At 59.9% G+C, this 26131-nt stretch carries 24 protein-coding genes; 17 read left to right on the top strand and 7 right to left on the bottom strand.

Translation table 11 applies throughout. The annotated features are described in order from the left end of the window. From FHT78_RS20535 to FHT78_RS20525, 3 genes are read left to right on the top strand one after another with little or no spacing between them, the layout of a single operon-like run. The gene (locus FHT78_RS20535; protein WP_183748113.1) at positions 1–858 is read left to right on the top strand and encodes an ABC transporter permease; all 858 of its coding nucleotides are present in this window, start codon (positions 1–3) and stop codon (positions 856–858) included. Positions 859–860: 2 nt separating this feature from the next. Continuing rightward, the gene (locus FHT78_RS20530) at positions 861–1850 is read left to right on the top strand and encodes an ABC transporter ATP-binding protein (protein WP_183748112.1); all 990 of its coding nucleotides are present in this window, start codon (positions 861–863) and stop codon (positions 1848–1850) included. Next, positions 1847–2659, top strand: a complete 813-nt coding sequence (locus tag FHT78_RS20525) for an ABC transporter ATP-binding protein (protein WP_183748110.1) — start codon at positions 1847–1849, stop codon at positions 2657–2659. The genes FHT78_RS20530 and FHT78_RS20525 overlap by 4 nt, the downstream gene beginning before the upstream one ends. A 162-nt stretch (positions 2660–2821) precedes the next feature. Here the strand turns inward: FHT78_RS20525 and FHT78_RS20520 are convergent, their stop codons facing one another. From FHT78_RS20520 to FHT78_RS20510, 3 genes are all read right to left on the bottom strand, one after another. Then, positions 2822–3115, bottom strand: a complete 294-nt coding sequence (locus tag FHT78_RS20520; protein WP_183748108.1) for a DUF2934 domain-containing protein — start codon at positions 3113–3115, stop codon at positions 2822–2824. A 285-nt stretch (positions 3116–3400) separates the two neighbouring features. Continuing rightward, positions 3401–4711: an ATP-binding protein gene (locus FHT78_RS20515; RefSeq protein ID WP_183748106.1), complete on the bottom strand. Its 1311-nt coding sequence runs from the start codon at positions 4709–4711 to the stop codon at positions 3401–3403. Further along, entirely contained in the window at positions 4704–5453 is a 750-nt protein-coding gene (locus FHT78_RS20510; protein WP_183748104.1) for a response regulator transcription factor, read from the bottom strand. Before FHT78_RS20510 ends, FHT78_RS20515 begins: the two co-directional genes overlap by 8 nt. Positions 5454–5676: 223 nt before the next feature. Here FHT78_RS20510 and FHT78_RS20505 point away from each other — a divergent pair, with 223 nt between their 5' ends. The 3 genes from FHT78_RS20505 to FHT78_RS20495 all read left to right on the top strand — a co-directional run bounded on the left by FHT78_RS20505 (position 5677) and on the right by FHT78_RS20495 (position 10982). Beyond that, on the top strand, positions 5677–6525 hold the full coding sequence (locus FHT78_RS20505) for a MipA/OmpV family protein (protein WP_183748102.1): 849 nt from the start codon (positions 5677–5679) through the stop codon (positions 6523–6525). Positions 6526–6626: 101 nt separating this feature from the next. Continuing rightward, entirely contained in the window at positions 6627–7871 is a 1245-nt protein-coding gene (locus FHT78_RS20500) for an efflux RND transporter periplasmic adaptor subunit (protein ID WP_183748100.1), read from the top strand. 9 nt (positions 7872–7880) lie between these two features. Then, positions 7881–10982, top strand: coding sequence for an efflux RND transporter permease subunit (locus tag FHT78_RS20495; protein ID WP_183748098.1), 3102 nt, complete (start codon positions 7881–7883; stop codon positions 10980–10982). A gap of 102 nt (positions 10983–11084) precedes the next feature. Here FHT78_RS20495 and FHT78_RS20490 read toward each other — a convergent pair whose 3' ends face one another. Continuing rightward, complete coding sequence (locus FHT78_RS20490) at positions 11085–12368, bottom strand: cystathionine gamma-synthase family protein (RefSeq protein WP_183748096.1); 1284 nt, start codon at positions 12366–12368, stop codon at positions 11085–11087. Positions 12369–12489: 121 nt separating this feature from the next. Then, positions 12490–13176: a dimethylsulfonioproprionate lyase family protein gene (locus FHT78_RS20485; protein WP_183748094.1), complete on the bottom strand. Its 687-nt coding sequence runs from the start codon at positions 13174–13176 to the stop codon at positions 12490–12492. 595 nt (positions 13177–13771) lie between these two features. Here FHT78_RS20485 and FHT78_RS20480 point away from each other — a divergent pair. The 6 genes from FHT78_RS20480 (at position 13772) to FHT78_RS20455 (ending at position 18546) form a co-directional block, all read left to right on the top strand. Then, positions 13772–14206, top strand: coding sequence for a helix-turn-helix transcriptional regulator (locus FHT78_RS20480; protein WP_183748092.1), 435 nt, complete (start codon positions 13772–13774; stop codon positions 14204–14206). 8 nt (positions 14207–14214) lie between these two features. Then, on the top strand, positions 14215–16053 hold the full coding sequence (locus FHT78_RS20475; RefSeq protein ID WP_183748090.1) for a peptide antibiotic resistance protein: 1839 nt from the start codon (positions 14215–14217) through the stop codon (positions 16051–16053). Between the two features lie 10 nt (positions 16054–16063). After that, positions 16064–16282: a hypothetical protein gene (locus tag FHT78_RS20470; RefSeq protein WP_183748089.1), complete on the top strand. Its 219-nt coding sequence runs from the start codon at positions 16064–16066 to the stop codon at positions 16280–16282. A gap of 48 nt (positions 16283–16330) precedes the next feature. Continuing rightward, positions 16331–17485 carry a YcaO-like family protein gene (locus FHT78_RS20465; protein ID WP_183748376.1) on the top strand — a complete coding sequence of 385 codons (1155 nt, stop codon included), beginning with the start codon at positions 16331–16333 and terminating at the stop codon, positions 17483–17485. After that, on the top strand, positions 17482–18201 hold the full coding sequence (locus FHT78_RS20460) for a TfuA-like protein (RefSeq protein WP_183748088.1): 720 nt from the start codon (positions 17482–17484) through the stop codon (positions 18199–18201). Before FHT78_RS20465 ends, FHT78_RS20460 begins: the two co-directional genes overlap by 4 nt. Positions 18202–18342: 141 nt before the next feature. After that, positions 18343–18546, top strand: coding sequence for a hypothetical protein (locus FHT78_RS20455; RefSeq protein ID WP_183748087.1), 204 nt, complete (start codon positions 18343–18345; stop codon positions 18544–18546). Positions 18547–18601: 55 nt separating this feature from the next. Here the strand turns inward: FHT78_RS20455 and FHT78_RS20450 are convergent, their stop codons facing one another. Further along, positions 18602–19930 carry an aminotransferase class I/II-fold pyridoxal phosphate-dependent enzyme gene (locus FHT78_RS20450; protein WP_183748086.1) on the bottom strand — a complete coding sequence of 443 codons (1329 nt, stop codon included), beginning with the start codon at positions 19928–19930 and terminating at the stop codon, positions 18602–18604. A 100-nt stretch (positions 19931–20030) separates the two neighbouring features. Here FHT78_RS20450 and FHT78_RS20445 point away from each other — a divergent pair, with 100 nt between their 5' ends. The 5 genes from FHT78_RS20445 (at position 20031) to FHT78_RS20425 (ending at position 24916) form a co-directional block, all read left to right on the top strand. Further along, positions 20031–21002, top strand: coding sequence for a nitrate ABC transporter substrate-binding protein (locus FHT78_RS20445; RefSeq protein ID WP_183748374.1), 972 nt, complete (start codon positions 20031–20033; stop codon positions 21000–21002). 47 nt (positions 21003–21049) lie between these two features. After that, entirely contained in the window at positions 21050–21940 is an 891-nt protein-coding gene (locus tag FHT78_RS20440) for an ABC transporter substrate-binding protein (protein WP_183748085.1), read from the top strand. After that, positions 21937–22878: an amino acid ABC transporter permease gene (locus tag FHT78_RS20435; protein ID WP_183748084.1), complete on the top strand. Its 942-nt coding sequence runs from the start codon at positions 21937–21939 to the stop codon at positions 22876–22878. The genes FHT78_RS20440 and FHT78_RS20435 overlap by 4 nt, the downstream gene beginning before the upstream one ends. Next, positions 22875–23654: an amino acid ABC transporter ATP-binding protein gene (locus FHT78_RS20430; RefSeq protein WP_183748083.1), complete on the top strand. Its 780-nt coding sequence runs from the start codon at positions 22875–22877 to the stop codon at positions 23652–23654. The genes FHT78_RS20435 and FHT78_RS20430 overlap by 4 nt, the downstream gene beginning before the upstream one ends. Positions 23655–23734: 80 nt before the next feature. Next, positions 23735–24916: a M20 aminoacylase family protein gene (locus tag FHT78_RS20425; RefSeq protein ID WP_183748081.1), complete on the top strand. Its 1182-nt coding sequence runs from the start codon at positions 23735–23737 to the stop codon at positions 24914–24916. Positions 24917–24926: 10 nt separating this feature from the next. Here FHT78_RS20425 and FHT78_RS20420 read toward each other — a convergent pair whose 3' ends face one another. Then, complete coding sequence (locus tag FHT78_RS20420) at positions 24927–26111, bottom strand: GTP-binding protein (RefSeq protein ID WP_183748079.1); 1185 nt, start codon at positions 26109–26111, stop codon at positions 24927–24929. Between the last annotated feature and the right edge of the window lie 20 nt (positions 26112–26131).

Here is a 26131-nt window from a genome sequence, read left to right as displayed (position 1 = left end):
ATGTTTACGATCATCCGCGACCTCGCGCGCCAGAACATGGAATTTCTCTGCGGCTTGATGCTCTTTGCCGTCATCGTCGGATTGGTGATCCTGTCCTATTTCTCGCCCTATGGCGCGACCGACATCTATCTCTTGCCGCCCGACATGCCGCCGGACGGCGAATATTGGCTCGGCACGACATCGCGCGGCCAGGACGTTTTCTGGCAGTTGACGACCGGCCTTCGCAACACCCTCTATTTCGGCATCGGCGTCGCCTTTCTCTCGCGCATCATCTCGCTGGTTGTCGGCCTCGTCGCCGGTTATGCCGGCGGCACGGTCGACCGAGTTCTGATGGCGATCAACGACAGCGTCATGGTCATCCCGCAATTTCCGCTGCTGATCCTTTTCTATTTCGTGCTGAAGGACAACATGACCTGGGTGGCGCTGATCGTCATAATGGCCTCGCTCGGCTGGTCCTACGACGCCCGTCTTATTCGTTCGGTCGCAATCGGTCTGAAGACGAGACCCTTCACCACCCAAAGCGTCTACTCCGGGATGAGCATGAGCAAGATCCTCGTTGAAGAGCACCTCCCCTATGTTCTGCCGATCGTCTTCGCCACCACGATGAACAACATGATCTGGTCGATCGGGATGGAGATCACCCTGTCGGTGCTCGGCTTCACCGATATCGAGACGCCGACCATGGGCATGATGATCTACTGGGCCAACGCCCATTCGGCGCTCATCGCCGGCACCTGGTGGTGGGTGGCTGCACCCGTTGCCGTCATCGTCGTTCTCTTCCTGGCGCTGTTTCTCCTGTCCATGTCGATGAACGAATACAATGACCCGCGCAGCCGGCTGAACCGGATGGGAGGTTAGCCATGGATGCTTTGGTCGAAGTCCAGAACCTGAAAGCCTATTACCGCGCCTTCCTTTACGGCGTCGACCGGGAGGTGCGCGCCGTCGACGACATTACCCTGACGATCCGGCGCGGTGAGATCTATGGGATCGCCGGCGAATCCAGCAGTGGCAAGACAACCTTGATCAAGACGATTGCCGGCGCCATCCGGCCACCGCTCAAGGTCGTATCGGGCAAGGTGGTCTTCCATTTTGGCGGTGGCACGCAGGACATGTATGCGATGACGCCGGACGAACGTATGGCGCTTCGCTGGCTGCACCTGTCCTATATCATGCAGGCATCGATGAATGTGCTGAACCCGGTTCGGCGCATCCATCACTCCTTTACCGATTTCGCCTTCCGTCACATGAAGGTCGGCAAGAATGAGTTCTTCACAAAAGTCGGATCGCATCTTGAGAGACTGAAGCTTGATCCGCATCTGCTCGAAGCCTATCCGCACGAGCTCTCCGGCGGCATGCGCCAACGTATGACGATCGCGCTTGCGACGATCCTGACACCCGAATTCATCATTGCCGACGAGCCGACGACGGCGCTCGACGTCATCGTCCAGCGTGACGTTCTGTCGATGATCGGCGAAATCCAGCGCGAGATAGGCTCTTCCTTCTTGTTCGTCACCCATGACATGGGTGTGCATGCGACGGTTTCAGACCGCGTCGGCATCGTCTACGCCGGTCGCCTCGTCGAGGAAGCGCCGACCCGCAAGCTCTTCGCCCTGCCGCTGCACCCTTACACGCAGCATCTGGTGGCCAGCCTGCCAAGCATCGGTGATGCGAAGGCCCGGCCTTCGCTCGAGGGACGCCCGCCGAACCTTGCCATGCCGCCCGACGGCTGCCGGTTTCATCCGCGCTGTCCGAAGCGAATGGACATCTGCTCGCAGAAGGTCCCACCGATGATCACAGTTGAGCCGGATCGGCGAGTGGCTTGCTTTGCGGTGACGGGAGATCAGGCTTGAACGCTCTTCTCACTCTCTCTCATGTCACGAAGATCTACCGTCAGGGCGGCATGCTTGGCCGGCGGCAGATCGTGGCGGTCAAGGATGTCAGCTTTGAAATCGGCAGCGAGCCAGAGATTCTCTCCATCGTCGGAGAATCGGGTTCCGGAAAATCAACGATCGCAGCGATGATCCTCGGACAGACGGCGCCCACGCAAGGCGAACTCCAATTCCGCGAGAAAGCGGTCGCTCTTCACGGCAAGGCCGAGCGCCGCGCCTTCATGAGGGAAGTGCAGCCAGTCCTGCAGAACCCATTCGAAGCCTTCAACCCGCTCAAGCGCGTCGATCGCTACCTTTTCGAAACTGCGCGGAACTTTTCGGTTGGCGGGGCCAAGCCGGATCGGCAGCAGATCGAACGGCTGGCCGACCAGGCTCTCCATCACGTCGGCCTCAGTCTTGAAGAGGTAAAAGGCCGGTTTCCGCATGAACTCTCCGGTGGTCAGCTACAGCGGGCTGCAATCGCTCGTGCCCTGATCCCGCAGCCACGCCTACTGATCGCCGACGAGCCGGTATCCATGGTCGATGCGTCACTGCGCATGGCAATCGTCAATCTCTTCGAACAATTGAAACATGAGCTTGGGCTTTCGATCGTCTACATCACCCATGATCTTGCCACCGCTTATTATATCAGCGACCGCATCATCATCATGCGCAAAGGCGAGATCGTCGAACAGGGCGAGGCACGCAGGGTCCTCGACAATCCGCAGCACGCATACTCCCGGGCCCTGAAGGACGCGGTGCTGACTGCCGATTTCGCTTCGCCATCGTAACGATTTGGCGAATGCAATGCGCCACAGGAACAGGTTCATCGTTCAAACTGAATTCGAAACGACAAGCCACGGCAAGCGCAAGTGCAAGCACTCTTTCCCGGAAGTGGTCAGCACAAACGCATTATGCGCACTTCGGATCGGCCTATCACTTCCCAGGTCGTGTCAGTGCCTGGTGACACTCCGGGATGCCTTGGTGGGCTTCGGGGGTGGGGTCGTCGTCGGAGCGCTCTGGGCACCGCCCTTGGCCTTCGCAGCGCCTTTGGGCTTCACCGGAGCCTCTGCCGTCGCAGTCTTTTGCGCGCGAGGCTTCTTGGCAGACTGGCCATCCGCCTCGATGTTGGCGGCGATTTCCTGAAAGGCCTGAAGCCAATGCTTCAGGTCCTCGCCGTCTGGCCTACCTTCCTGCTCCCAGATCTCGTAAGCGCGCTGCCTGATGCGGTCCTCGTTCGATGCCATCTGCCTCTCCCTGTGAAACTGCTGCCAGGAACAGTCAGATGGCGCTGCGCGCGCGAAGGGCAATGGCTGCGCGCGCATTTCCCACGCCTTTAGGTGGAACCGTTGCCGGCGCGTCTGCTAAAGACTGGTTCTTATCATGGCGTTCGTATCAGATGCTGGCAAAGAAGCCCGGCCGGCGGGATAATGGTAGGCGGGACTACGAGATTGCCTGGAGTACCGGCTGCGATTGCTTTCGCACTGTGAAGATCTGCAGAACCTTCGAAAGCCAGCCGGCCGCTCGCCCTTTCATTTTGGTATCGCCACGGCAACGCTGAGACCGTGCGGACTGCGCTGGCGCAGTTCCAAGGTGCCCTGGTGGGATTGAATAATGTCTGCGACGATCGACAGACCGAGGCCGAAGCCACCTCCGGCGCGAGACTGGTCCGATTTGAAGAAAGGCTCCAGTACCCGCTCTCGAAGCTCCTGCGGAATGCCCGGGCCATCATCGTCGACAATGATCAGTACGGTTTCCGGCCGTTCGGCCATCGTCACCTCGGCCCTGCCTGCAAATTTAACGGCGTTATCGCAAAGATTGGTGATTGCGCGGGTGATGGAAAGCGGTCGGCATCTGGCAAGAAGCCTGTTCGGGCCATTGTATCGGACGGCGTGGCCGATATCGGCAAACTCGCTGCAGACCGTCTGCAGGATGCTTGCGACGTCAACGAGTTCGATCGCCTCGGTCGCATAGTCGTTTCGAAGATAATTCAGGCTCTCGACGAGCAGGTTCTCGATCCGATCGATGTCGGACAGCAGGGCGTCCTTCTGGCCGCTCTCCCCCATCCGCTCCACACGCAGCTTCAGCCGCGTCAGCGGCGTGCGCAGATCGTGACCGATGCCGCGCAGCATGCGGGTGCGGGCTTCGATCATCAGACGGATCCGCCGGCGCATGCCGTTCAATGCCCGGGCCAATGCAACGATCTCGACCGTTCCCCTCTCCTCGAAGACAGGAGAACCGCTGGTGATATCGGACACCGCCGCCACGTGGGCAATACGTTGTAGGGGTTCCGTAATCACCCTGATCGCGAATATGAAGAAAAAGCCGATCAATACGAAGAAGGCGACGAAGTAATAGGGGCCGCGTCCGAGGAACGCACTGCTCAGCATGGAATCCGGAAAGCCCGAGGTGATGACGATCGTGTCGTCGTCGACGCGCGCGGCAATCACGCGCCGGTCATCGAGGAAGGTTTGCCAGCCACCCAATGGCGGCTCGTTGTCTGGCGGAAACAACCGGGCAGCGACGATGTCCAGGAAGCTCTGACGGCTCGAAGACTGTGTAAACCGGTTCGCGGTCGCCGTCGGCGTGAGTTCGATCTCCCAGCCGGCGCGACGTGCATTGGCGAGGATGATCTGCCGATCTTCAGGCGAGGCGGGTCCAAGCAGCCCGGCGATAGCGTTGAGCTTGTCGGCGATGTTTTCGAGATCCGGAGCGGCAAGATCTTCTCTGGCCCACCGCTCCACCGCATCGCCCATGGTGACAATCGTCACCAGCGCCACCAGAATGATGATGGTGATCTGACCTCGGACTGTCATCGTGACACGACGCAGGCGATTAAACATCAGCCTCTTCCACCTGCGCAGTAAAGACGTAGCCGCCGAGACGGACGGTCTTGATGAGGAGCGGATCGCGAGGATCCTTCTCGATTTTCTGCCTGAGCCGGCTGATATGGACATCGATGCTGCGCTCGATCGGGCCGGCAAGACCGGCATGGGTCACCGCAAGCAGCTGCTCGCGGGTCAAAACCCGGCCGGCATTGCGGCAAAAGGCCAAAAGCAAATCGAACTCATGGGTCGTCATGGCAATCCTGGCCTGGTCCGGATCGTGAACCTGACGCCGGGCAGGATCGATCCGCCAGCCATCGAAGCGCAAAAGCCTGTGGGCCGGCCTTACCTCCCTCTGCGCTGACAATGCCGACCGGCGCAGGAGGCCTTTGATCCGGGCCAGAAGTTCACGCAGAACGAAGGGCTTGGTGACATAATCGTCTGCGCCGATTTCCAGCCCGACGATCCGATCGATGTCGGTGCTCAAGGACGTCAGCATCAGAATCGGGATGCCGCCGCCGACACGCAGGCGCCGGCAGAGACTGAGGCCATCTTCGCCAGGCAGCATGACATCGAGGACAACGAGATCGAAGGGCATGACACGCATCTTCGCGTCCATCGCTGCGCCATCGCCCGCGAACTCCGCATCCATGCCCTGCTCGACAAGACTGTCGCGCAGCATTTCGGCGATCTGACGATCGTCCTCGACGATCAATATCCTCGGCCGCTCGACAGCCGCTCGTGTACGCTCGTCATTCAATCACGCCACCTCCGTTCTTCGGCCCATCCTTACCATGACGGAGAGGATCGTCCTCGCCCGAGATTGTGAAGAAATGTTTCAAAGGCATAGAACGGCAGGCCCGGGCAGAAACAATTCTTAACAACATCCAATACGCCATGCCCATCGCGCATGGCACTGCTGAAGCGTGGCGTGCTTCCAGGTCGATGTCGGGGGAAGCACGCGGTTTAACCTCGGAGCTTTCATGTCTACCTCTCTAAAAGTGATTGCCAATCGGTCCCGGCTGCGTTCCATCGCCGTAGCGTCGCTGTTCTTATCCCCATGTGCTGCCCAGACGGCCGACTTCGCAAGCGGCGAAGAAACCGCACCGGCGCCGGACCCGGAGCGTTTCGGTCCGGTTCGCCAGGCGTTGCACGATTGGCACGTGGTCATCGGCGCCGGCGCAGCCTTCAAGCCAAAATATGAGGGAAGCGATGAGTTTGAAGTCTCACCCTTCCCCTTTGTCTCGGCCGAATTTTTTGACCGGATCACGATCGATCCAACCGGCATCGAAATAAAGGCCTTCGAAAAGGATGCTTTCCGGTTCGACGTCAATATCGGATACGACTCCGGCCGTGATGAAGACGATGCCGATACGCTGCGCGGTATGGGTGACATCGATTTTGGCGTGACTGTCGGCGGCAAAGCCACCTACACGTTCGGCCCTGCCAGTCTCTTCGTCTCGGTCGACAAGACGATCGGCGGAAGCGAGGGCCTGCTCGCAACGGCCGGCGCGGCGATCTCGCAGCCGCTGTCGGAGCACCTCATCCTCGGCGCCGAGGCCTCCGCCACCTTCGCGGACGACAATTACATGGACGCCTATTTCGGTGTCGACGCTGCCCAGTCCGCCCGCTCCGGTCATGCGCAGCACGAGGCTGGGGCTGGGATCAAGAGCGTCGATCTCTCCGCCTCGGCCACCTATCTGATCAACGAAAACTGGGTGGTCAGGGGTGAGCAAAGCGTGGGCTTTCTGGTCGGGGACGCGGCAGACAGCCCGATCGTCAAGGAAAAGGTTCAGTCCAAAACCATGCTGATGCTGGGTTACCGGTTCTGACCTCGGCCGGTCCAAGCATCCTGTTCAAAACCCGAGGGGTCGCCGACGCCGCGGCCCTGAACATCCGGCAGTCAAACAAGAATCGCGCAGGGAATGAATAGATGACCTCCTTCATGCCGCTCTCTCGCACGCCCCGCCTGTCGCCGGGCGACGGACCGCTCCAAAACTCCAGAACGGGTCGCCTGGTATCGATCGCCCTGCTGTCTGCGACCGCGGGGCTGCCAATCCACGCTTTCGCCGCTGACATGGGCGCGCCGAAGGTGTCGGTTATCGCTGCGAGAGCCCAGGTTTTCGAACAGAGCGTTTCCGTCGTCGGCACGGTCGTTGCGATGGAAACGACCTTCGTCAACACCGATCTCTCTGGAGCCCGGATAGTCTCGATCGCCGCCGAAGAAGGCGATCTTGTCAGCCGCGGACAAGTGCTTGCGACACTGGATACGTCGAGGATCGATGTCGAGCTTATACAAAACGACGCGCAGGCGGCAAGCGCGGCAGCACAACTCGGGCAAGCCTCAAGCGCGCTCGACAATGCTTTAATCTCGCAGCAAGAGGCCGAGGCGGATCTTGCGCGCGCGCAGAAGCTCGTTCCAAAGGGGCTGATGTCGCAAGAAGCGCTTGAGCAGCGACAAAAGGCGTTCGCACGAGCGGAGGTGAGCGTGCGGGCGAACAGGCAGGCCGTCCAATCGGCAGAAGCAGCCGTCAAGACCGTCGCTGCTGCGCGCAAGGATATTGAATTGCGACTGAGCTATACGAGGATCGTCGCTCCCGTAACAGGCCGGATCATCAACCGATCCGCCAAGGTCGGCGCGACCGCCTCCTCATCTAGCGAGCAGCTCTTCATCATCGCAAATGACGACCGGCTCGAACTGGAAGCGGAAATCCCGCAGGCCCAGTTCGATGTAGTGCCCATCGGCGCCGTCGCTCATGTTTTTCTCGGCGACGGCCGTGATGGTTTGACAGGCGCCGTCCGCTTCGTCGCGCCGGCGCTTGCCGACCGGACACGGCTCGGACGCGCCCGGATCACCCTGCCCCATGGATTGGTGGCCCCGATCGGCGCCTTTGCTTCGGCACGTATCGAGATCGGAAGCAGCAAAAGCATATTCCTGCCCGCCTCGGCGATTGCCGCTTCCGGCGAGGAACCATCGATCAAGATCCTCAAGGACAGCAGCATCGAACGAAAGCCGGTTTCGCTCGGCTTTCGCCAAGCCGGTTTCGTTCAGATCCGCTCCGGCGTCAACGAAGGCGACCTGGTGGTGACAAAGTCGGGTGGCTTCATGGAGGCCGGCGACAAGGCAGTCCCAGTCATGGTGCAGACCGATGCAAGCCCGGTTTCCGAAGGCAACTGAGGTCATCCGATGAACATCTCCGCATGGGCGATCCGCACGCCGCTGCCTGTCATCCTCCTGTTCGTCATCCTCACGGGCCTCGGGCTGAAGAGCTACGCAACGCTGCCGATCACCTATTTTCCAGCCATCAACGTCCCCGCAGTCGGTGTGACCGTCGAAGAATCCGCGGCAGCACCCGATCAGATCGAAATCCAGATCACCAGGCTTATCGAGGATAGCGTCGCAGCCCTTCCCGATATCAAGCACATCGAGTCCACGATTTCGGAAGGTCGATCGGAGACCAAGGTCGAGTTTGAAATCGGCGTGCCGGTCGACCGGGCCGTCTCCGACGTCAGGGACGCGGTCACGAAGATCCGTGATCGACTGCCGGCGGCCATCGATGAACCTGTTATCGACAGGATCGATTCCGAAAATCAGCCGGTCATCACCTATTCGGCTCGTAACGGCTCGATGTCGGCGGAAGATCTGTCCTTCTTCATCAGCGACGTCGTCGTGAGAAAACTCCAGGGACTGGCCGGAATTGGCCGCGTCGAACTCGTCGGCACCGTCAATCGGGAAATCCATGTTCTCCTGAAGGCGGAAAGACTTGCTCCTCTGGGCCTGACGGCGGCTTCGGTTAGCGATCAGATCGCCGCAAGCCAGTTCAATCTGCCGTCCGGGAGGGGCAGTATCGACGCGCAGGACATGACAGTGGCGACCAAGGCAGCCGTTTCAACCCTCGACGAGCTCAGGGCTATTCGCCTTGCCTTGCCGCAGGGAAAGAGCATCTCTGTCTCCGATATCGCTGTGGTTGCCGACACGAGGGAGAAGCGGCAGGATTTCGCGCGCGTCGACGGCGAGCCCGCGATCGGCTTTACGGTCTACAAGGCGACGGGCGCGGGAGACGTCGACGTTGCCGAAAAGGTCGCCGCGGCCCTTGAGGAGATAGCCGGATCGAGGCCCGGAACGGAGTTCAAAATCGTCGACGACAGCGTCACGCTGACAGTCGCCAACTTTCTGTCCGCCCGCAGCACGCTGATCGAAGGAGCCATCCTTGCCGTGGTCGTCGTCTTCCTGTTCCTGCGCGACTGGCGCGCCACCGTCATTGCCGCCATCAGCCTGCCGCTTTCGGCAATCCCGACCTTCTGGATCATGGAACTGGCCGGCTTCTCGCTCAATATGCTGAGCCTGCTTGCGATCACGCTGGTGACGGGAATTCTTGTCGACGACTCCATCGTCGAGATCGAGAACATCGTCCGCCACAAAAGCCTCGGTAAAAGCGCCTACAAGGCTGCGATCGACGCCTCCGACGAGATCGGCCTTGCCGTCATTGCGATCTCGGCCGCCATCATTGCCGTCTTTGCCCCTGTCGGTATGATGCCCGGCGAAGTAGGCCAATATTTCCGGCAGTTCGGCCTGACCGTCGCAATCGCCGTCTTCTTCTCGCTCCTCGTCGCACGCCTGGTAACTCCGCTGATAGCCGCCTACTTCTTGACGTCGCCGAGCAAAGCGCACGCGGAAGGGCGTCTGGTCGCACGTTATCGTGGGCTTGTCGGCTTGGCCATCAGATGGCGATGGATCACAGCCGGGCTGGCGGCTGGCCTCTTTGCCCTGACGATCCTGCTTGCCGGTTTCCTGCCGAGCGCGTTTCTGCCGACGCAGGATACCGGCCGGATGACGATTTCGATCGAGCTGCCGCCAGGCTCGACCCTTGCCGACAATGAAGAGGTGAGCGATCTGGTTGCTCGTCGCCTCAAGGAGATCGACGACATAAAGACCGTGTTCGTGCGTGCCGGATCAGGGTCCGACGGCGTGCGCGACATCCGCAAGTCGGTCATCGTGATGTCCATTGCCGATCGTAACCAGCGCAAGCTTGGGCTTGAGCAAATCGAGGAAAGCGTTGAGGCTCTATTGAAGGCCATTCCCGACCTTCGCTTTGAATTCATCAACGACCGCGGCGGCCGGGATGTGTCGTTCGCAATCCTCAGCGCCAATGGGGAGCAGGCGTCGAGCGCCGCCCGCGCAATCCTGACCGAAATGCGCTCCAATGCGATGTTCGTCAATCCGGCTTCGTCGGAAGCGACGCGCCAGCCGGAACTCGGGGTGGTCGTGTCGGCGGCGCGGGCTGCCGATCTTGGCGTCAGTGCGAGAGAGGTCGCGACAGCAATCAGAATCGCGACGTTGGGCGATGCCGATTCCAGGCTGCCATCATTCAAGGACAGCGGCAGGTTGATCCCGGTCCGCACCCTCGTTGAAGATGCCGGGATAGACCGGTCGGAGAAGCTGCGACAGTTGCGGGTCGTGACGTCATCGGGGACCCTCGTGCCGCTCGAGGCAGTCGCACGCCTGGAGGAAGGTGAAAGCGTGTCCGTTATCCATCGCATGGAACGCCAGCGTCGGGTTGAAATCGGCGCGGACCTTGCAGCAGGGATTACGCAAGGCGAAGGCATCACAACGCTCAAGAACTTGGCGGCCGTCCGAGCGCTGCCAGCGGAAGTCGAAATGCGGGCTACCGGCGATTCCGATTCCAAGGACAGCGTTTTTACGAGTTTTGCCTTCGCCATGATGGCGGGCTTGAGCCTTGTCGTGGTCGTGCTCATCTTGCTGTTCGGCAGCCCGCTTACACCGCTGACGATCATAACCCCACTTCCGCTTGCACTTTCAGGTGTGGTTGCCTCCCTCATCCTCACCGGCCATCCTGTATCGCTGCCGGTCGTCATCGGAATCCTCATGCTGATGGGCATCGTCGTGAAGAATTCGATCATGCTTGTCGATTTCGCAATCGAGCTTGAGCGATCGGGCCTGTCACGTATCGAAGCGACGATCGAAGCTTGTGCCGAGCGGCTGCGCCCGATCGTCATGACCACGCTGGCAATGGTGGCCGGCATGGTGCCGGCGGCATCCGGCCACGAGATCGGCGGCGAGTTCAGGGCGCCTATGGCGGTCGCGGTCATTGGCGGATTGATGATTTCAACGATCCTTTCGCTTGTCGTCGTTCCTGCAAGCCACGTCCTGATCGCCGACCTCGGCGATACGATCAAACGCCTGGCGCGGAAGATGTCGGGTGGCAGAGCTGCCGCAGATGGCTCAGGCGACGCCCTCATCGAAAGGCCCGACAGCTTGCGCGGTTAGTGCTGCGAGACGATCCGACCCGTCAGAACCCCGAACACTTCAGCCGAGCTGATATCGGGCCGCGCTACGCGGCCCGATACGGTTGCGGGTGAACGACGAGGCTTATGCTGCATCGAGCGCCAGGGTGAGATCGGCAATGAGGTCGTCTGGATGTTCGATGCCGATCGACAGCCTTATCGTTGCATCTAGGACGCCGATGCGCTGGCGCACCTCGGCCGGTACACCCGAATGCGTCATGGTTGCCGGATGCGATGCCAGGGATTCCGTTCCGCCGAGGCTGACGGCAAGCTTGAAGATTTTCAACGCGTTCAAAAACCGGAACGAGGCCGGCTGGCCGCCTTTTATATCGAAGGAGAATGTCGAACCGGCGCCGCTGCACTGGGCTGCGAATGTCCTGCCGACGGCGGAGACGGGATCGCTGTATGGAAGGTAATGAATCGTCTCGACCTTGGGATGCTGTTTCAGGAAATCCGCCACTGCCCTGGCATTGCTGTCGGCGCGCTCCATGCGGATCTGCAGCGTTTCGAGCGAACGCCCGAGCATCCAGCATGAATGCGGATCGAGCTGCGTGCCGATGGCGCCGCGAAGCGCTTTCACCTGCTTAATCAGTGTTCGGCTTCCAAGTGCTGCTCCGGCGATCAAATCCGAATGGCCGCCGACATATTTGGTCAGGGAATAGAGGGAAATGTCTGCGCCATGCTCGATAGGGCGCTGGAAGACCGGGCCGAGCAGCGTGTTATCGCAGGCGACAAGAGGCGTATGGCCTTGCTTCTGGCCGATCGTATCGGCAATCCGGCGGATCATCGCGATGTCGACAAGACTATTGGTCGGGTTTGCCGGCGTCTCGACGAGGATGACCGAGACACGGCCCTTGGTCATCGCCTCCTCGGCCGCGGCCTTGATCGAGGCTTCGCTGACGCCATCGGCAAAACCAACGGCGGAAACGCCAAAATTGAGGAAGGTCTTCGCAAGCAACGTTTCCGTTCCGCCATAGAGCGGCTGTGAGTGGAGGATGGCATCGCCCGGACGGACGAAAGCAAGCAGGACCGTCGCGATGGCGGACATTCCCGATGAAAACACCGCGCCGCTCTCGGCTCGCTCGTAGACCGCCAGACGGTCTTCGACGATCTCGCTGTTTGGATGATTGAAGCGCGAATAGACAAGGCCTGCCCCCTTGCCTTCCGGCGGCTCTTTTCGGCCCGAGACGTAATCGAAGAAATCGCGACCGTCTTCTGCGGAGTTGAAAACGAAGGTGGATGTCAGGAAGACAGGCGGCTTGACCGCGCCTTCGGAGAGTTCCGGATCATAGCCATAGTTCAGCATCTGAGTTTCCGGATGCAGGCGATGATTGCCGATATGGGTTCTAGGAGGATGCGGTGCAGTCATGAAACGTCTCCCTCAATGAGCGGCTTTCCGACACCAACAATGTGCCAGGCCTCACTCATATCTGGTGCGCCGCAGCCACAGAGAAACACCTCTTGGCAGATGACCAAGCATTTATTGCCGCTTACCTTCCGATCTCTTCGACATGGCACCAGACCGCGAGAAGCGGAGTGGTGGTGCAGCGCATGGCAAATGATTGGCCCGCTTCAGCGGCAAAGACGCCGCCTATTCCGGTCGAAAACCAGCTCTCTCCGGCTATCGAAAGTTCGCAGGGGGAAAGCAACAGGAAAGCTCGCGAAAACCGCTGCACGTGATCCGGAAAACGGCTGTAGGGTTCCATGTATGTGAGGCCAATCCGGATATCGGCCCGGTCTTCCAGACCGCCTGGGCCGACGATCACGCTGTGTGCATGCGCTTTCTCAAAATTCAGGCTGGCAAATGGTCCGCTTCTGCCCCTGATCCATAGGAGCGATTCAGCGAGGCGCCAAACGCTCTGCGCGATCTCGGCATGTATGTCTCGGGCAGCGATTGCGATTCGAAGAGCGTCCTCGAGGCCGGCAGGGGTTCCGGTTTCGTGGAGCCGCTTGTCGCGCAGCGTTCCCGTGCGTTCAAGCTTCTGAAAGACTTTTCCCGCAACGAAGCTCGCCATCGTCGAAGCCGATGCATGCAGCATCACGCGGGCAAGCAAGTTCAGGAAATTGTCGAGTTCCACCGGGCGTTCCGCAGCACCCCGTTCCCGCAGCCTGCGCTTCACCGGCTCTTTCTCATCGGTGATGAGTAGATCTGCTTCTCGTTTGATTGTCCTGCCCATGGCGTCCTCCGTGCGGAACCTTCCCTACAGTGTCTCTTCCATATCCGGCAAGGATGTGATCAATCCGCCGCTGGACCTCAACCTGTCAGGAAAATCGAGACTGAAAAATCATCTCTGGTCTGACGATTTGTCGGCGTTGCCAGCGCAGGCACCAGGAAGGTATCCGACTGGCTCGGGATGGCTCGCTCCGGCCCACCCGCCCAAAGTTTGGGGCCGGTAGAAGGGGCTGTCCTTCCATGCTCAAGCAACAGGCTGCCTGGGCGAATCAGAAAATTGCCTAATAGCAAAATGGTGTTTTTCCACGCGTGAACTGCAGGCACCTAACTTCCGCATTTATTCTTTAAGAAAACTTTGGTTCCTTGTGCCGAAAGCAACCATTGAAAGTTTTTTTAAGCTTCTCTGCTTTCCAAACCGGTTCTTTACTCTCATACGCTTGTTCGGGCATTACAAACCAAATAATTTTCGATGCAGAAAATCTGAATATCGGCAGAATGTTACTAATGTCGCTGCACCGCTCTAAGAAAATTATTATTTACTTTCGGTTGCAATTTGCCGCAAACCTCGCAATGATCATCCGTGACCGGAGGTTCCAGCCATGAAGGCCAAGTCGCCCACATCGATTGATGCCTATGTCGGCAGCAGAGTGCGAGCACGCCGCAAGGTGCTCAGGCTATCGCAGGTCGGACTTGCCGAACGGATAGGTGTCACCTTCCAGCAGATTCAGAAGTATGAAAAAGGCACAAACCGCATTGGCGCGGGCCGACTGCAATCCATCGCCGAGACATTGGGCGTCCCCGTTCAGTTCTTTTTCGAAGACGACACCGAGCCGACAACCTACAGCCTTGTCAGCAACGGCAGGGATGATGTGAATGCATTTTTGGCATCGAAGGATGCCCAAGCCCTCAATCGCGCCTTCATGGCGATCGAAAGCCCGGCTATCCGGCAGAAGCTTGTCGCCCTTGCCAAGAGCCTGGCCAGGGACACACACCCTGAGATCGACGACATCATTCATTCAGAAACCGGCGCCTGAGAGCTTTCGTGCTTCACCTCCAGACCTTTGGCGAGTTGCGACTGACAGACGACCTGGGCGCGGCGATGCGCTACCCGGTCAAGGCCCTGGTGATGCTCGCCTACCTGTATTGTTCGCCGGATCAACAACGCAGCCGACAAGAGCTTGCACGGTTCTTGTGGAACGAGACAGGAGATCATCTTGCCGATCTCAATTTGCGGAAACTGATTTCCCGCATTCGCGACACAACCACGACATCCGACGAACAGATATTGAATTTCGGGCCGCCTTTCGTCACCTTGAACAAGCAAGCTCTGTCGGTTGATCTCGACATATTGCGAAAGGAAGAGCAGCCGGTAGCGCAATTGGCGGCCGTCGGCGACCTCGTGCAACGCGGCTTCATTCCAGGTCTCAGTGCATCCACCAGAGCAATCGATGGATGGATAGAGCGCGAGCGGCAGCTACATCTGCTTACCTTGAGAGACATCTTCATCAGAGCTGCGGATCATATTCGCAATGACGAGGAGCGTCGGCTTCTGCGCCGCTCGGGGCTTCAACTTCTTGAGGCCTTTCCCGGTGACGAACAAATCCGCTCTATCCTTCGTGGCACGGCAGACGACCATTCGCCGCGCCGGCCCCAGGTGGCCGGAGTCGCGGCAATGCCAAGCAGTCGCATTTCCCAGCAACAAGACAGCATGCCGCAAATCTTAACCGGGCCGTCAGCGCCGCGGCTTGTGCTGCTGCCGCCGGGCGCAGCGGCCCTGACACGAGAGGCGGCAATTGCCGACGCCCTCATCGAGGATGTCACGATCGAGCTTTGTGCCCTGCGCAACATATCCGTCGTCGCACCTCACACAGCCGAGCAGATTCAGCGCGACTCTGACAAGGCCACCGTCGTTCAACGCCATTCGATTTCCTATCTTTTGGACACGCGGCTTTCCGGAGAGGGGCTTTATGCGCAACTCATTTATTTCCCCACCGACGAGATTTTGTGGGCAGCCCGATTTGAAATGGCGCTCGAAACGCTGCCGACGCAAAGGCGATTGATCGCCCAGAAGCTTGCCGACGCCGTTTCGGGACAATTGAAGCGCAACGAAAGCGTTCGTCTTCGCAACGAGGCTGAGCCAGAGGCCTATCATTCCTACCTTGTCGGCGCCGGCCTGCTTACCAAGTTCAACCTGCCTTACATCAGGCGCGCACGAAAATCCTTCAAGCACGCGCTGCATTTTTCTCCCGACTATGCCCCTGCTTTCACAGGCTTGGCGCGAACATTCACCAGCGAGTGGCTGTTGACTGCTCAAGGCGATCCCGCCCTGCTGCAGCGCGCGGAAGATCAAGCGCTTCGGGCGATAGAAAGAGATCCGGAATCGGCAGCCGGGCATCGGGAACTTGGCGTAACGAAGCTTTACCAGGGTGCTGTCGATGACAGTGTTGCAGCACTTGGCCTCGCCGAAAGCCTCAGCCCGCATTATGCCGACGTGATCTACAGCCATGCTGACACACTCGTCCACGCATCGCGGCCGCAAGATGCGCTCGACAAGATCAGGAAAGCGATCTCGCTCAATCCGATAGCACCCGACGCTTACCTCTGGTGTGCAGCTGGGGCGAGCTACTTCCTTGAACGTTACGAAGAGGCGCTTGCCTATGTCGATCGGATGAAAGACAAGGCACCAGCCTACCGTATCGCAGCTGCCAGTTGCGCGATGATCGGCGATCGAAAACGGGCACAGTTTTATCGGCACCGCGCCGAGCTTCTCAATCCCGCGTTCGAGGTCGAGAAATGGCTTGCCTTAGTGCCTTTCAAGGAGCGATGGCAAAAGGAACTTTACCGGGACGGTCTTTTCAAGGCCGGATTTTCACGAAGCTGAGGGGAATTTCATGTCAAAAGTTGTTGTACTGGGTGTATCGGGCGATAAGGGGCTGTGGCTCGTGGATATCGATGCGAAGACTGTGACACCGCTGCAGGTGCCTGCAGGCACCGATCTGGCGGCAGCCGTTAAGCAGCGCGAGGCTGGCGGCACCTTGATCAAGAATGTCGATTTCGCAATCGCTGTCTCGTCAGCGCAGGCGGTCTTCTCCGGTCACGTTGATGGCTGAAGGCGAGCGACGCTGACCGGTCATTCCGATCTTTATTCCGACCGAACAATTACGCCGCGGGATACATTGTCCCGCGTTGCTCCCTATTTAGAGAAAATGGGGGTCACGCGCCTGTCACGACAGACCGATCTCGATTGTGTCGGTCTTCCGGTCTGGTGCGCCTACACGCCAAACTCCCGCTCCATTGTCATCGCCCAGGGCAAGGGGCTTGAGGATATCGACGCCAAAGCGTCGGCGGCGATGGAGGCCCTGGAACGTGCGGTGGCCGGCGAACCCACCACGATCACGACGGTTTCGTCGGCACGAGACCTGCGGCGGCGGGGCGATCGCGCCGAGCCCCTCGATTGCCTGATCGCAGCCGGCGAGAAGGTCGTGGGCGAAGACGAGGAACTGACCTGGAGCCTGGCAACCGAGTTGCTTCACGACCTGCCGATCCATGTCCCGCAGGATGCCGCTCTCCTCGATCGAACGCGGCAGAACCGGTTCTGGATGTCGTCGGATGGGCTGGCCTCGGGCAACACGCTGGAAGAGGCGATATTTCATGGTATCCTGGAGCGTATCGAGCGTGATGCCCATGTCCTGTGGCAGATCGGCAGCGATGACCAGCGCTACGCCTGCTGCGTCGATCCGAGAAGTTTTGCCGACGCCGCGCTCTCAGGCCTGATCGACAGGATCGAAGCTGCCGGGCTCATTTTGAAACTCTTCGATATCACAAGCGATATCGATATCCCCTGCTATACCGCGCTCGTCGCCCCATCAGCCGTCAACGGAAAAGCGCCGCTCCGGTTTGTCGAGGTCACCGGCGGCAGTGGCGCTCATCCCTGGGCCGTGAGGGCGGCAATCCGCGCCGTAACGGAAGCGCTTCAATCGAGATTGACCTATATCAGTGGCGCCCGCGACGATGTCTGGCCCGAATTGTTCGCGATGCCGCTTCCGGCACAAACCCGCAGTGCCTTTCTTGCCGTTCCCGCTTCTGGATCTGCAGCCGCCACAAGACCAGCCGAGAACATATCCATCCTATTGCATAAGCTGCTGACAAGACTCCGCGAAAGCGGGATCGGCTCGGTGATTGCCCTCCCCCTGACGCCTGCAAACCTGCCGTTTTCGGTGGTGAAGATATTCATACCCGATCTTGAGAACCCCTCGGGCAACAGGCTCCATCGTTTCGGCCACCGTGCGCTTGCAAGGGCGATGCGCGCGTGAAAGTCGTGTTCGTCGGTCCGAGCTTACCTGACGCGGCAAGCCACGCCGCGACGGATATCGCTCTGCGGCCGCCCGCTGTTCAGGGAGATGTGCTAAGGGCGGTGGAAGATGGCGCAAACGTCATAGGCCTGGTCGACGGCGGCTTTGAAAACACCGCGCCGGTTTGGCATAAGGAGATTCTCTTTGCGCTCTCGCTCGGTGTCACGGTCCTAGGCGCCGCCAGTATGGGCGCCTTGCGCGCCGCAGAATGCCAAGCGTTCGGAATGATCGGTGTTGGCCGGATTTTCCACGACTATGTCAGCAGAACCGTCGTCGACGACGCTGACGTCGCGCTTCTGTACGAGCCGATGGAACTGGGCGGCAAACCGCTGACCGTGCCGATGGTCAATGTGAGAAGCACTTTGGACGAGATGGAAAGGCTGCAGCTCTTCGACAAGGCCTTTCGCCTGGCCCTCGAACAGACCGCTGCAAATCTCTTCTTCAAGAAGAGAAGCTGGGCTCTCATCGTTCGTGCATGTGCGGCAATACCGCCGTCGCAGGAGGAGTACTGGCTGAATATGCTGAAGACCCACGCAATCGATCAGAAACGGATCGATGCCTTGGCTCTTCTCGACGCTGTTGGCAACGCGCGTGATCAGCGCGCGGCGACAAATCGCCATTGGGAATTCAGAAAAACAACGCTTTGGGCAGAACAACTGGCCCGCTCAAAGGCTTAGACCCGATTGCACCCATAGGATGTTTCACGCGTTTTTCACGCACTTAAGTACCGAACTGTCCTTATTGTCGTCTGTGCAATCTGGAGAATCGATATGTCGATCATAGGGTCGGGAAAGCGCCTGTACGCATCGGCGGCAGCCATGGATAATCTTGACGAGCTGATGGCTTTGGCTCGGATGATCACCTATGCAAAAGCGGTCGCTGAAGATTTGAAGATCGAACCGAGCGCTCAGTCTCTCGAGGCGGCATTGACGGCGGTCACGCGCGAGCTGCGAAGGGCAACGGATGCGGATGTTCCCGGTCTGGAGCCCCTGCTTTCGGACATGAATATCGAGCTGCACTGATCAGCCCTACCGCTGATGCGCCAGTGACTATGCGAAAGTCACAGGACGCCGAAGACTAGGCTGGACTCGCGGCAAGAGCGATCGAGTCGGCCACCTCGTCTACCCGATCAGATAGGATGGCCGTCGCCACGCGAAGATGTGCGCTCGGCAAGATAGAAAACTTCGCACCGGGATGAACCGCGATGCCTCGCGCCGCCAGCGTGACCATTGCGAAGGGTTCGGATGCGACCGGTACCCAGGCGCATAGTCCGCTGCCATGCTGCGCTTCGATCCCACGCTCGCTCAGGGCATCGACCAGATCAGCCCGGCGCCGGAAATAGATGTCGCGAGCGCGTTGCAACGAGGCTTCCGTCACAGGATCCCTCAGCAGCCAGGCCGTGGCCGCCTGAAGGATGCGGCTTGTCCAGCCGGCACTGAAGCTGCGGTAGGACTGGATCTGTTCGACGATCGCCCGCGAGCTTGAAAGCACGGCAAGCCTCAGATCCGGACCATGCGTCTTTGAATAGGAGAGGATGTGGATTGTCCGGTCGGCAAACCGGCCACCGAGCGAATGACGCGTAGCCGTGGAAATGTCGGCCACACCGTCATCCTCGACGATCAAGGTGTCGGTGCCGTCGAGAATGTCTCCAAGCCGTTGCAACCGCTCGCTGCTGACGTTCTGACCGGTCACCGAATGAAGCCGCGGCTGGAAAATGAAGGCGACTGGCCGCAGCTTCATTGCGGCTTGGAGAGACGCAGGCAGCGGCCCTTCCCGATCGCACTGGACTGGAATGATCTGCACGCCGCGGTCCTCCAGGATATCAAGAAGCCGCATGGCGGTCGGATCTTCGATTGCAACGGCCGCACCGGGCATGACGAGCGCCTGGATGAGCGTGTAGACCGCGTTATAGCCCCCATTCGTCGCCAGGAATGCCTCCGGCTCGTATGGCCAGGTTTTTCGGACAACCTCTTCAAGTTCCGGAAGGATGCGGCTTCGCTCATAGCTGTTGAGATTTTCCGCCGACGCCCCGTAAGCCGTGGCTTTCGCAAGCTGTGGCAAAAGCCTGATATCCGGCACGGCCGCGGTCAGGTCGAGGACGTCGGCTCCGTAACGACCGGAACTGCCGAGCCGTTCCGGCTTTGCCACGAAACGGTCGCCGCTCACCCATGTGCCGTTCCGTCCCCTGCCGCTAATGATTTTCTGACGTCTCAGCTCGCTCCAGGCCTCTGAGATCGTTGCCGGACTGATCCCGAGCGCAAAGGCAAGATCACGGATCGGCGGCAGCTTCGTTCCGACGGGAAGCGTCCCGGCCCGGATCAAGGCACTGGTTTCAATCGCAATCCCTCGAATTGTCCGATCGGTCAATTTTTGGGCAAACCACGCCGCGTCGACAGTATCGCTCATTTAATCGCCACTTTTAATGTTCAATAACGTAATAACATTTGATCAGGTAATTTTGAACATTTAATTGTTCTGAAAACAAGGTCTTTGCGAGTGAATGCCGATGCCCCTTAGCCTGCGACTTGCCCTGCGTGACTGGGACTACATGACGCCTCTGGTCCTCGGCGATGTCTCCTCTCCCAAGCTTGACATCAGGGTCGACCGCGTCGGCACATTGCTCTCGCATCTCGGCAAGAGCGATCATTACGATGTCGCGGAAATGTCCTTCAGCCGCTACACGCAGCTACGCATTGATGGCGACGAGAGTGTCGTCGGCATTCCGAACTTCATCATGCGCGGCTTCCGTCACCGCTGCATCATCACCCGCAAGGACGGCCCCATCACCGAACTCGGTCAGCTGGCCGGAAAGCGTATCGGCGTCACTGGGTGGCGCGACTCCGGAAACACCTGGACCAGAGCGGCGCTGCGCCGCGATGGCGTCGGCGTCGAAGATGCCATGTGGTATGCGGGCCGCCTGACGCAAGCGCATCCGGTCGTCGATCGTCTGGACGGGTTCGGCCGGCCCGGCCGCATCGAAGCGGCTCCCGGTGAGCGTCCCATGGTCGACCTGCTCAAGGAAGGCTTCCTTGATGCAATCTTCACGCCTTTTATGCCTGACGGCTATTTCTCCGGCGGATCGCCGTTCCGGCAGGTCCTTTCCGATTTCAGAAGTGCCGAACGTCGATATTTCTCTGATGTGGGCTATGTTCCAGGAATGCATCTGATCGGCATCAAAGCGGGCATCGTCGCTGAGAACCCGTGGGTGATCGAAGAACTCAGCAAGCTGATCGATGAATCGCAGCGGATGTGGCTGAGCAAACGCCGCAAATACGCAGACACCTCGCCCTTCATGATGGACGAGCTTTTGAAGTCTGCGGCCGAGCTTCCGGTCGGCTGGGAGGCCAGCGGCTTTGCGGTCAACCGCAAGATGATCGCCGATTTCGCCAACGAGCTTCACATCCAGGGCATACTGCCACAGCTGATGACGCCGGAAGAGCTCTTCTCCTTCGATGTGGACGGTAGCCGTATCGGGTGAGCGCAACACGAAACGCATAAATTCGAACCAAACAGGGGAAATGAACAATGTCGATCAGGAAAATTGCATGCCTTGCTCTGACGAGCGTGATGATCTCGGGAACGGCCTTCGCTGAAGATGCGGCCCTGCCCAAGCTTTCGGTCAACGACGCGCTTCATGCGCAGTTGCCCGAAGCGATCCGCACGTCCGGCAAGATGATCTCCGTCAACAATGGCTCGTTTCCTCCCTATGAAATCGTCACGGGCACCGAGATGACCGGCGCGAGCGCCGATCTCACCGATGCGCTCGGTCAGATCCTCGGCGTCAAGATCGAGCATGAGACCGTCGGTGGGCTGCCGGCGCTGCTCGCCGGCGTCAATTCCGGCCGTTACCAGTTTGCCTTCGGTCCCGTCGGCGACTTCAAGAGCCGCGAGGAATCCAATGATTTCGTCGACTGGGTGCAGGAATTCGTGGTCTTCTCTGTACAGAAGGGCAACCCGAAGGGCATCACCTCGCTCGATACGGCCTGCGGCAACCGCATTGCCGTCATGGCCGGCGGCTCGGCCGAAAAGGTCATCCAGGTGCAGGCCGAAAAGTGCAAGACCGATGGCAAGGGCGCCATCGAAGTGCAGTCTTTCACCGACCAGCCGAGCTCGATCCTGGCCGTCCGCTCCAAGCGGTCGGATGCCTTCTTCTCCTCCCAGGCGCCGCTCACCTATTTCGTGTCGCAGGCCAACGGCCAGCTGGAACTGACAGGTGTCGGACAGAAGAACGGCTTCGAGAACCTCTATCAGGGCGCGGTTGTCGCGAAGGGGTCGCCGCTCGGCGCGGTCCTGCGTGACGCAGTCAAGGTGCTGATGGATAACGGCACCTATGCCGCGATCATGAAGAAGTGGGGCCTTGAGAACAACATGATCAAGGAGCCCGGCATCAACCTCGGTGGGACGCTTCCGAAATGAGCACACAAACGCAAACACTTGCATCGCCCCAGGGCGATGCAAGAAGCAGGGATGTGGCCCACGCCCACAAACCCTTCCCCAAAAGCCGCGTCGCAGCCTGGGTGATCACACTTGCGATCGCCGCCTATTGCGCCTGGTCGGTCGCGCATAACGAGAATTTCGGCTGGCCGGTCGTCGCACACTATTTCTTCGACCCGACCGTCATCAGCGGCCTTTACGTCTCGCTCGGCCTGACGGTCGTCGCGATGATCATCGGCATCGCTCTCGGCCTCGTGCTGGCCGTCGCGAGAATGTCGAGCGACCGGCTGGCGAGCTCGCTCGCCTCGCTGTTCATCTGGTTCTTCCGCGGAACACCGCTCCTGGTGCAACTGATCTTCTGGTACAATCTTTCGACGCTCTTTCCGACGCTGTCGATCGGCATCCCCTTCGGCCCGACTTTCATGAGTTGGGATACGAATTCGGTGATCAGCCCGATGACGGCTGCAATTGCCGGACTCGCACTCAACGAGTCCGCCTATATGGCGGAAATCATCCGCGGTGGCCTCCTCTCGGTAGACAAGGGCCAGTACGAGACGGCGGAAGCCTTCGGCATGACGCGCATCCGCGCGCTTCGCCGCATCATCATTCCGCAGGCCATGCGCTCGATCGTTCCGCCGACCGGCAACCAGCTGATCAGCATGATCAAGGCGACCTCTCTCGTCAGCGTCATCGCCATGGCCGATCTCCTCTATTCGGTGCAGTCGATCTATAACCGCACCTTCGAGATCGTGCCGATGCTGCTCGTCGCCGTGCTCTGGTACCTGCTCATCACGTCGGTCCTGAATGTCGGCCAGGCCTATATCGAGCGCTATTACAGTCGCGGCGATCGGCGCACGGGCGCCGCCAAGCCTGCAAAGGAGGCGGCCGTCATGGCGCAGGCTACGGGGGCAGGCGCATGAACGAGATCGCCACTATCGAGCCTCTCGTCAAGGCACGCAATGTCCACAAGTCCTTCGCAGATCTGGAAGTCCTGAAGGGGATCGATCTCGACGTCGCGCCAGGCGAGGTCGTCGTCGTCCTTGGCCCCTCCGGCTCCGGCAAGTCGACGTTCCTGCGCTGTATCAACCACCTCGAATCCATCAATCAGGGTTCGATCGAGGTGGACGGCGAACAGATCGGCTACCGCCTGCACAAGGACCGGCTGCTGCAGCTGTCGAACCATGCCATTGCCCTGCAGCGGCGCAAGATCGGCATGGTGTTCCAGCAGTTCAATCTCTACCCGCATATGACGGCGCTGCAGAACATCATCGAGGCGCCGGTCGGCATACACGGTGAAAGTCGAAAGGTCGCGACCGAAAATGCGCTCGGGCTGCTCGAACGGGTCGGGCTTTCGGCCAAGGCCGACAGCTATCCGCGTCAGCTTTCCGGGGGCCAGCAGCAGCGCGTGGCGATCGCCCGCGCGCTGGCCATCAAGCCGAAGCTGATGCTCTTCGACGAGCCGACCTCGGCACTCGATCCCGAGCTGGTCGGCGAGGTTCTCGCCACCATGCGGGATCTGGCAAATCAGGGTCTGACCATGATCGTCGTCACTCATGAGATCGGCTTTGCGCGGGAAGCGGCCGACCGCGTCGTCTTCATGGATGGCGGTAAGGTCGTGGAACAGGGCAAGCCGGAAGAGGTGATCGGCAACCCGCAGCACCCGCGCACCAGAAGCTTCCTGTCGCGCTTCATCTAGCGCGGCGGCTCCCCATGCCCTGCCGGCTGGCTTCAGCGCGAGCCGACCGGCGATACCGCGCCCATCAAATTGGAATTGCCATGTCCCTCGACAATGACTTTGCCCGCCTCTCCGATTTCGAACCTATGGAAGCGGAGCTGACGGCCATCCGCCGGCATCTCCACGCCCACCCCGAACTCTCCTTCGAGGAAACCGAAACAGCCCGTTTCGTTGCTGAAAAGCTCGAATCCTGGGGCTATGAAGTGACCCGCAATGTCGGCGGCCATGGCGTGGTTGCGCGCATGACGGTCGGAGCCGGAAAGAAGAGCATCGCCATTCGCGCCGACATGGATGCCCTGCCGATCACCGAAGAAACGGGCCGCCCCTATGCCAGCACGGTTGCCGGCAAGATGCATGCCTGCGGACATGACGGCCACACGACGATCCTTCTTGGCGCGGCCGAATATCTGGCGCGCACGCGCCGCTTCAACGGCACCGTCAATCTGATTTTCCAGCCGGCCGAGGAAGCAGGCGCGGTGAGTGGTGCGCCGGCCATGATCGCTGACGGACTGTTCGAACGCTTTCCCTTCGACGTCATTTTCGGCCTGCACAATCATCCGGGCGCACCCGAAGGTACCTGGCTGATGAGGTCCGGCCCGCTGATGGCCGCTGCCGACAGCGCCGAGATCGTCATCAGGGGCAAGGGCGGCCACGCCTCGCGGCCGCATCTGACCGTCGATCCGGTGGTCGTTGCCTGCAACCTCGTCATCAGCCTGCAATCGGTCGTCTCCCGCAGCATCGATCCGACACAGACCGCCGTCGTCACGGTCGGGGCAATCCACGCCGGCGAGGCAGCAAACGTCATCCCAGAAAGTGCAAAACTGCTGCTCAGCATCCGCTCCTTCGATCCGAAGGTGCGCGACACCTTGGAAGCCAGGATCCGCAGGCTTACTGAGACCATTGCCGACGGTTACGGCGCAACCGCGGAAATCGAATACACGCGCGGACATCCCGTGGTCGTCAATTCGGAGGCGGAGACCGAATTCGCCCGCAAGGTTGCAGAAGAGCTTGTCGGTGCCGACAAGGTAGCCCTCTGCAACCTCATCCCCGGCAGTGAGGACTTCGCCCATTTCCTCGAGCACAAACCCGGCAGCTTCCTGCGGCTGGGCAATGGTGTGGAATCTGCGATCCTGCACAGCGCCAAATACGACTTTGCCGACAAATCCCTGACGGCGGGCTCTGCGATGTGGGCGCGCTTGACCGAACGCTATCTCGACGACTGAGGGCTTTCGCCTACCAGGCCGGGAACGGATCTTCGAGGGCCGCCCAGTCGCGCGGATCGGCGCTGGCGAGGCAATCGTCCAACGCGGTCCGCACACCCGTCTCGTCCATGCCAACGCCGATGAACACAAGCTCCTGCCGGCGATCGCCCCAGGCGCTGTCCCATTGGCTTTGCAGGTGCTGACGAAACTGCTGATGGCTCGGCCAGTCCTGTCGCGGAACGGCCGCCCACCACAGACCCATGGGTTCGCAGCGTCGCTGCACCCCTGCAGCCGACATAAGGCCTACGTGACGCGGGCGTGTGGCAAGCCAGAAATGACCCTTGGCGCGCAGCACTCCCGGCCAGGGCTCGTCCAGGAATGCGCGAAACCGCTTGGGATCAAAGGGACGCCTCGTGCGATAGACAAAGCTCGATACCCCGTATTCCTCCGTCTCCGGAACATGGTCACCCGGGCTGTACAATTCCTTGTGCCACAAAGGATGCGCGGCAGCCTTTTCTTCGTCGAAGAGGCCGGTATTGAGGACGGTTGCCAGGGAGACGTTGCCGAGATCCGTCTCCACCTGTCGCGCATCCGGATTGAGAGACGCAACTATCTTGCGGACCTCCGCGCGAACCTCTTTGGTCGCATCCGAGATCTTGTTGATGACGACGACATCGGCAAATTCGATCTGGTCCACCAACAGATCGATAAGGGTGCGCCGGTCCTCACCATCCCGCTGCAGGCCGCGGTCAGCGAGCAGATCGGCGCTACTGTAGTCGGCTAATAGGTTTGCAGCGTCGACCACGGTTACCATCGTGTCGAGCCTGGCGAAATCGGAGAGCGAAACCCCGTTCTCGTCGCGGAAGGAGAAAGTTGCCGCGATGGGGCGCGGCTCGGCAATGCCAGTGCCCTCAATCAACAGATAATCGTACCGGTCCTCTTCGGCCAGCCGCCGCACTTCCGTCAGCAAGTCGTTGCGCAGGGTGCAGCATATGCAGCCATTGCTGAGCTCGACCAATGTCTCCGTGGTATGCGAGAGATTGCAGTCGCCGGCTCGAATGAGGTTTGCGTCTATGTTCACCTCACTCATGTCGTTGACGATCACGGCAACTCGCAAGCCTTCGCGATTGTTAAGAACGTGACTGAGAAGCGTCGTCTTGCCGGCGCCGAGAAAGCCGGCAAGCACGCTCACCGGGAGCCGCTTGATCCTGTTCATCGGCATGTCCTGAATATGGA

The organism is Rhizobium sp. BK196 (assembly GCF_014193255.1).
GTDB lineage: Bacteria > Pseudomonadota > Alphaproteobacteria > Rhizobiales > Rhizobiaceae > Rhizobium.
The sequence above is the reverse complement of the archived record's forward strand: the minus strand, read 5'-3'. Positions and strand labels throughout refer to the sequence as shown.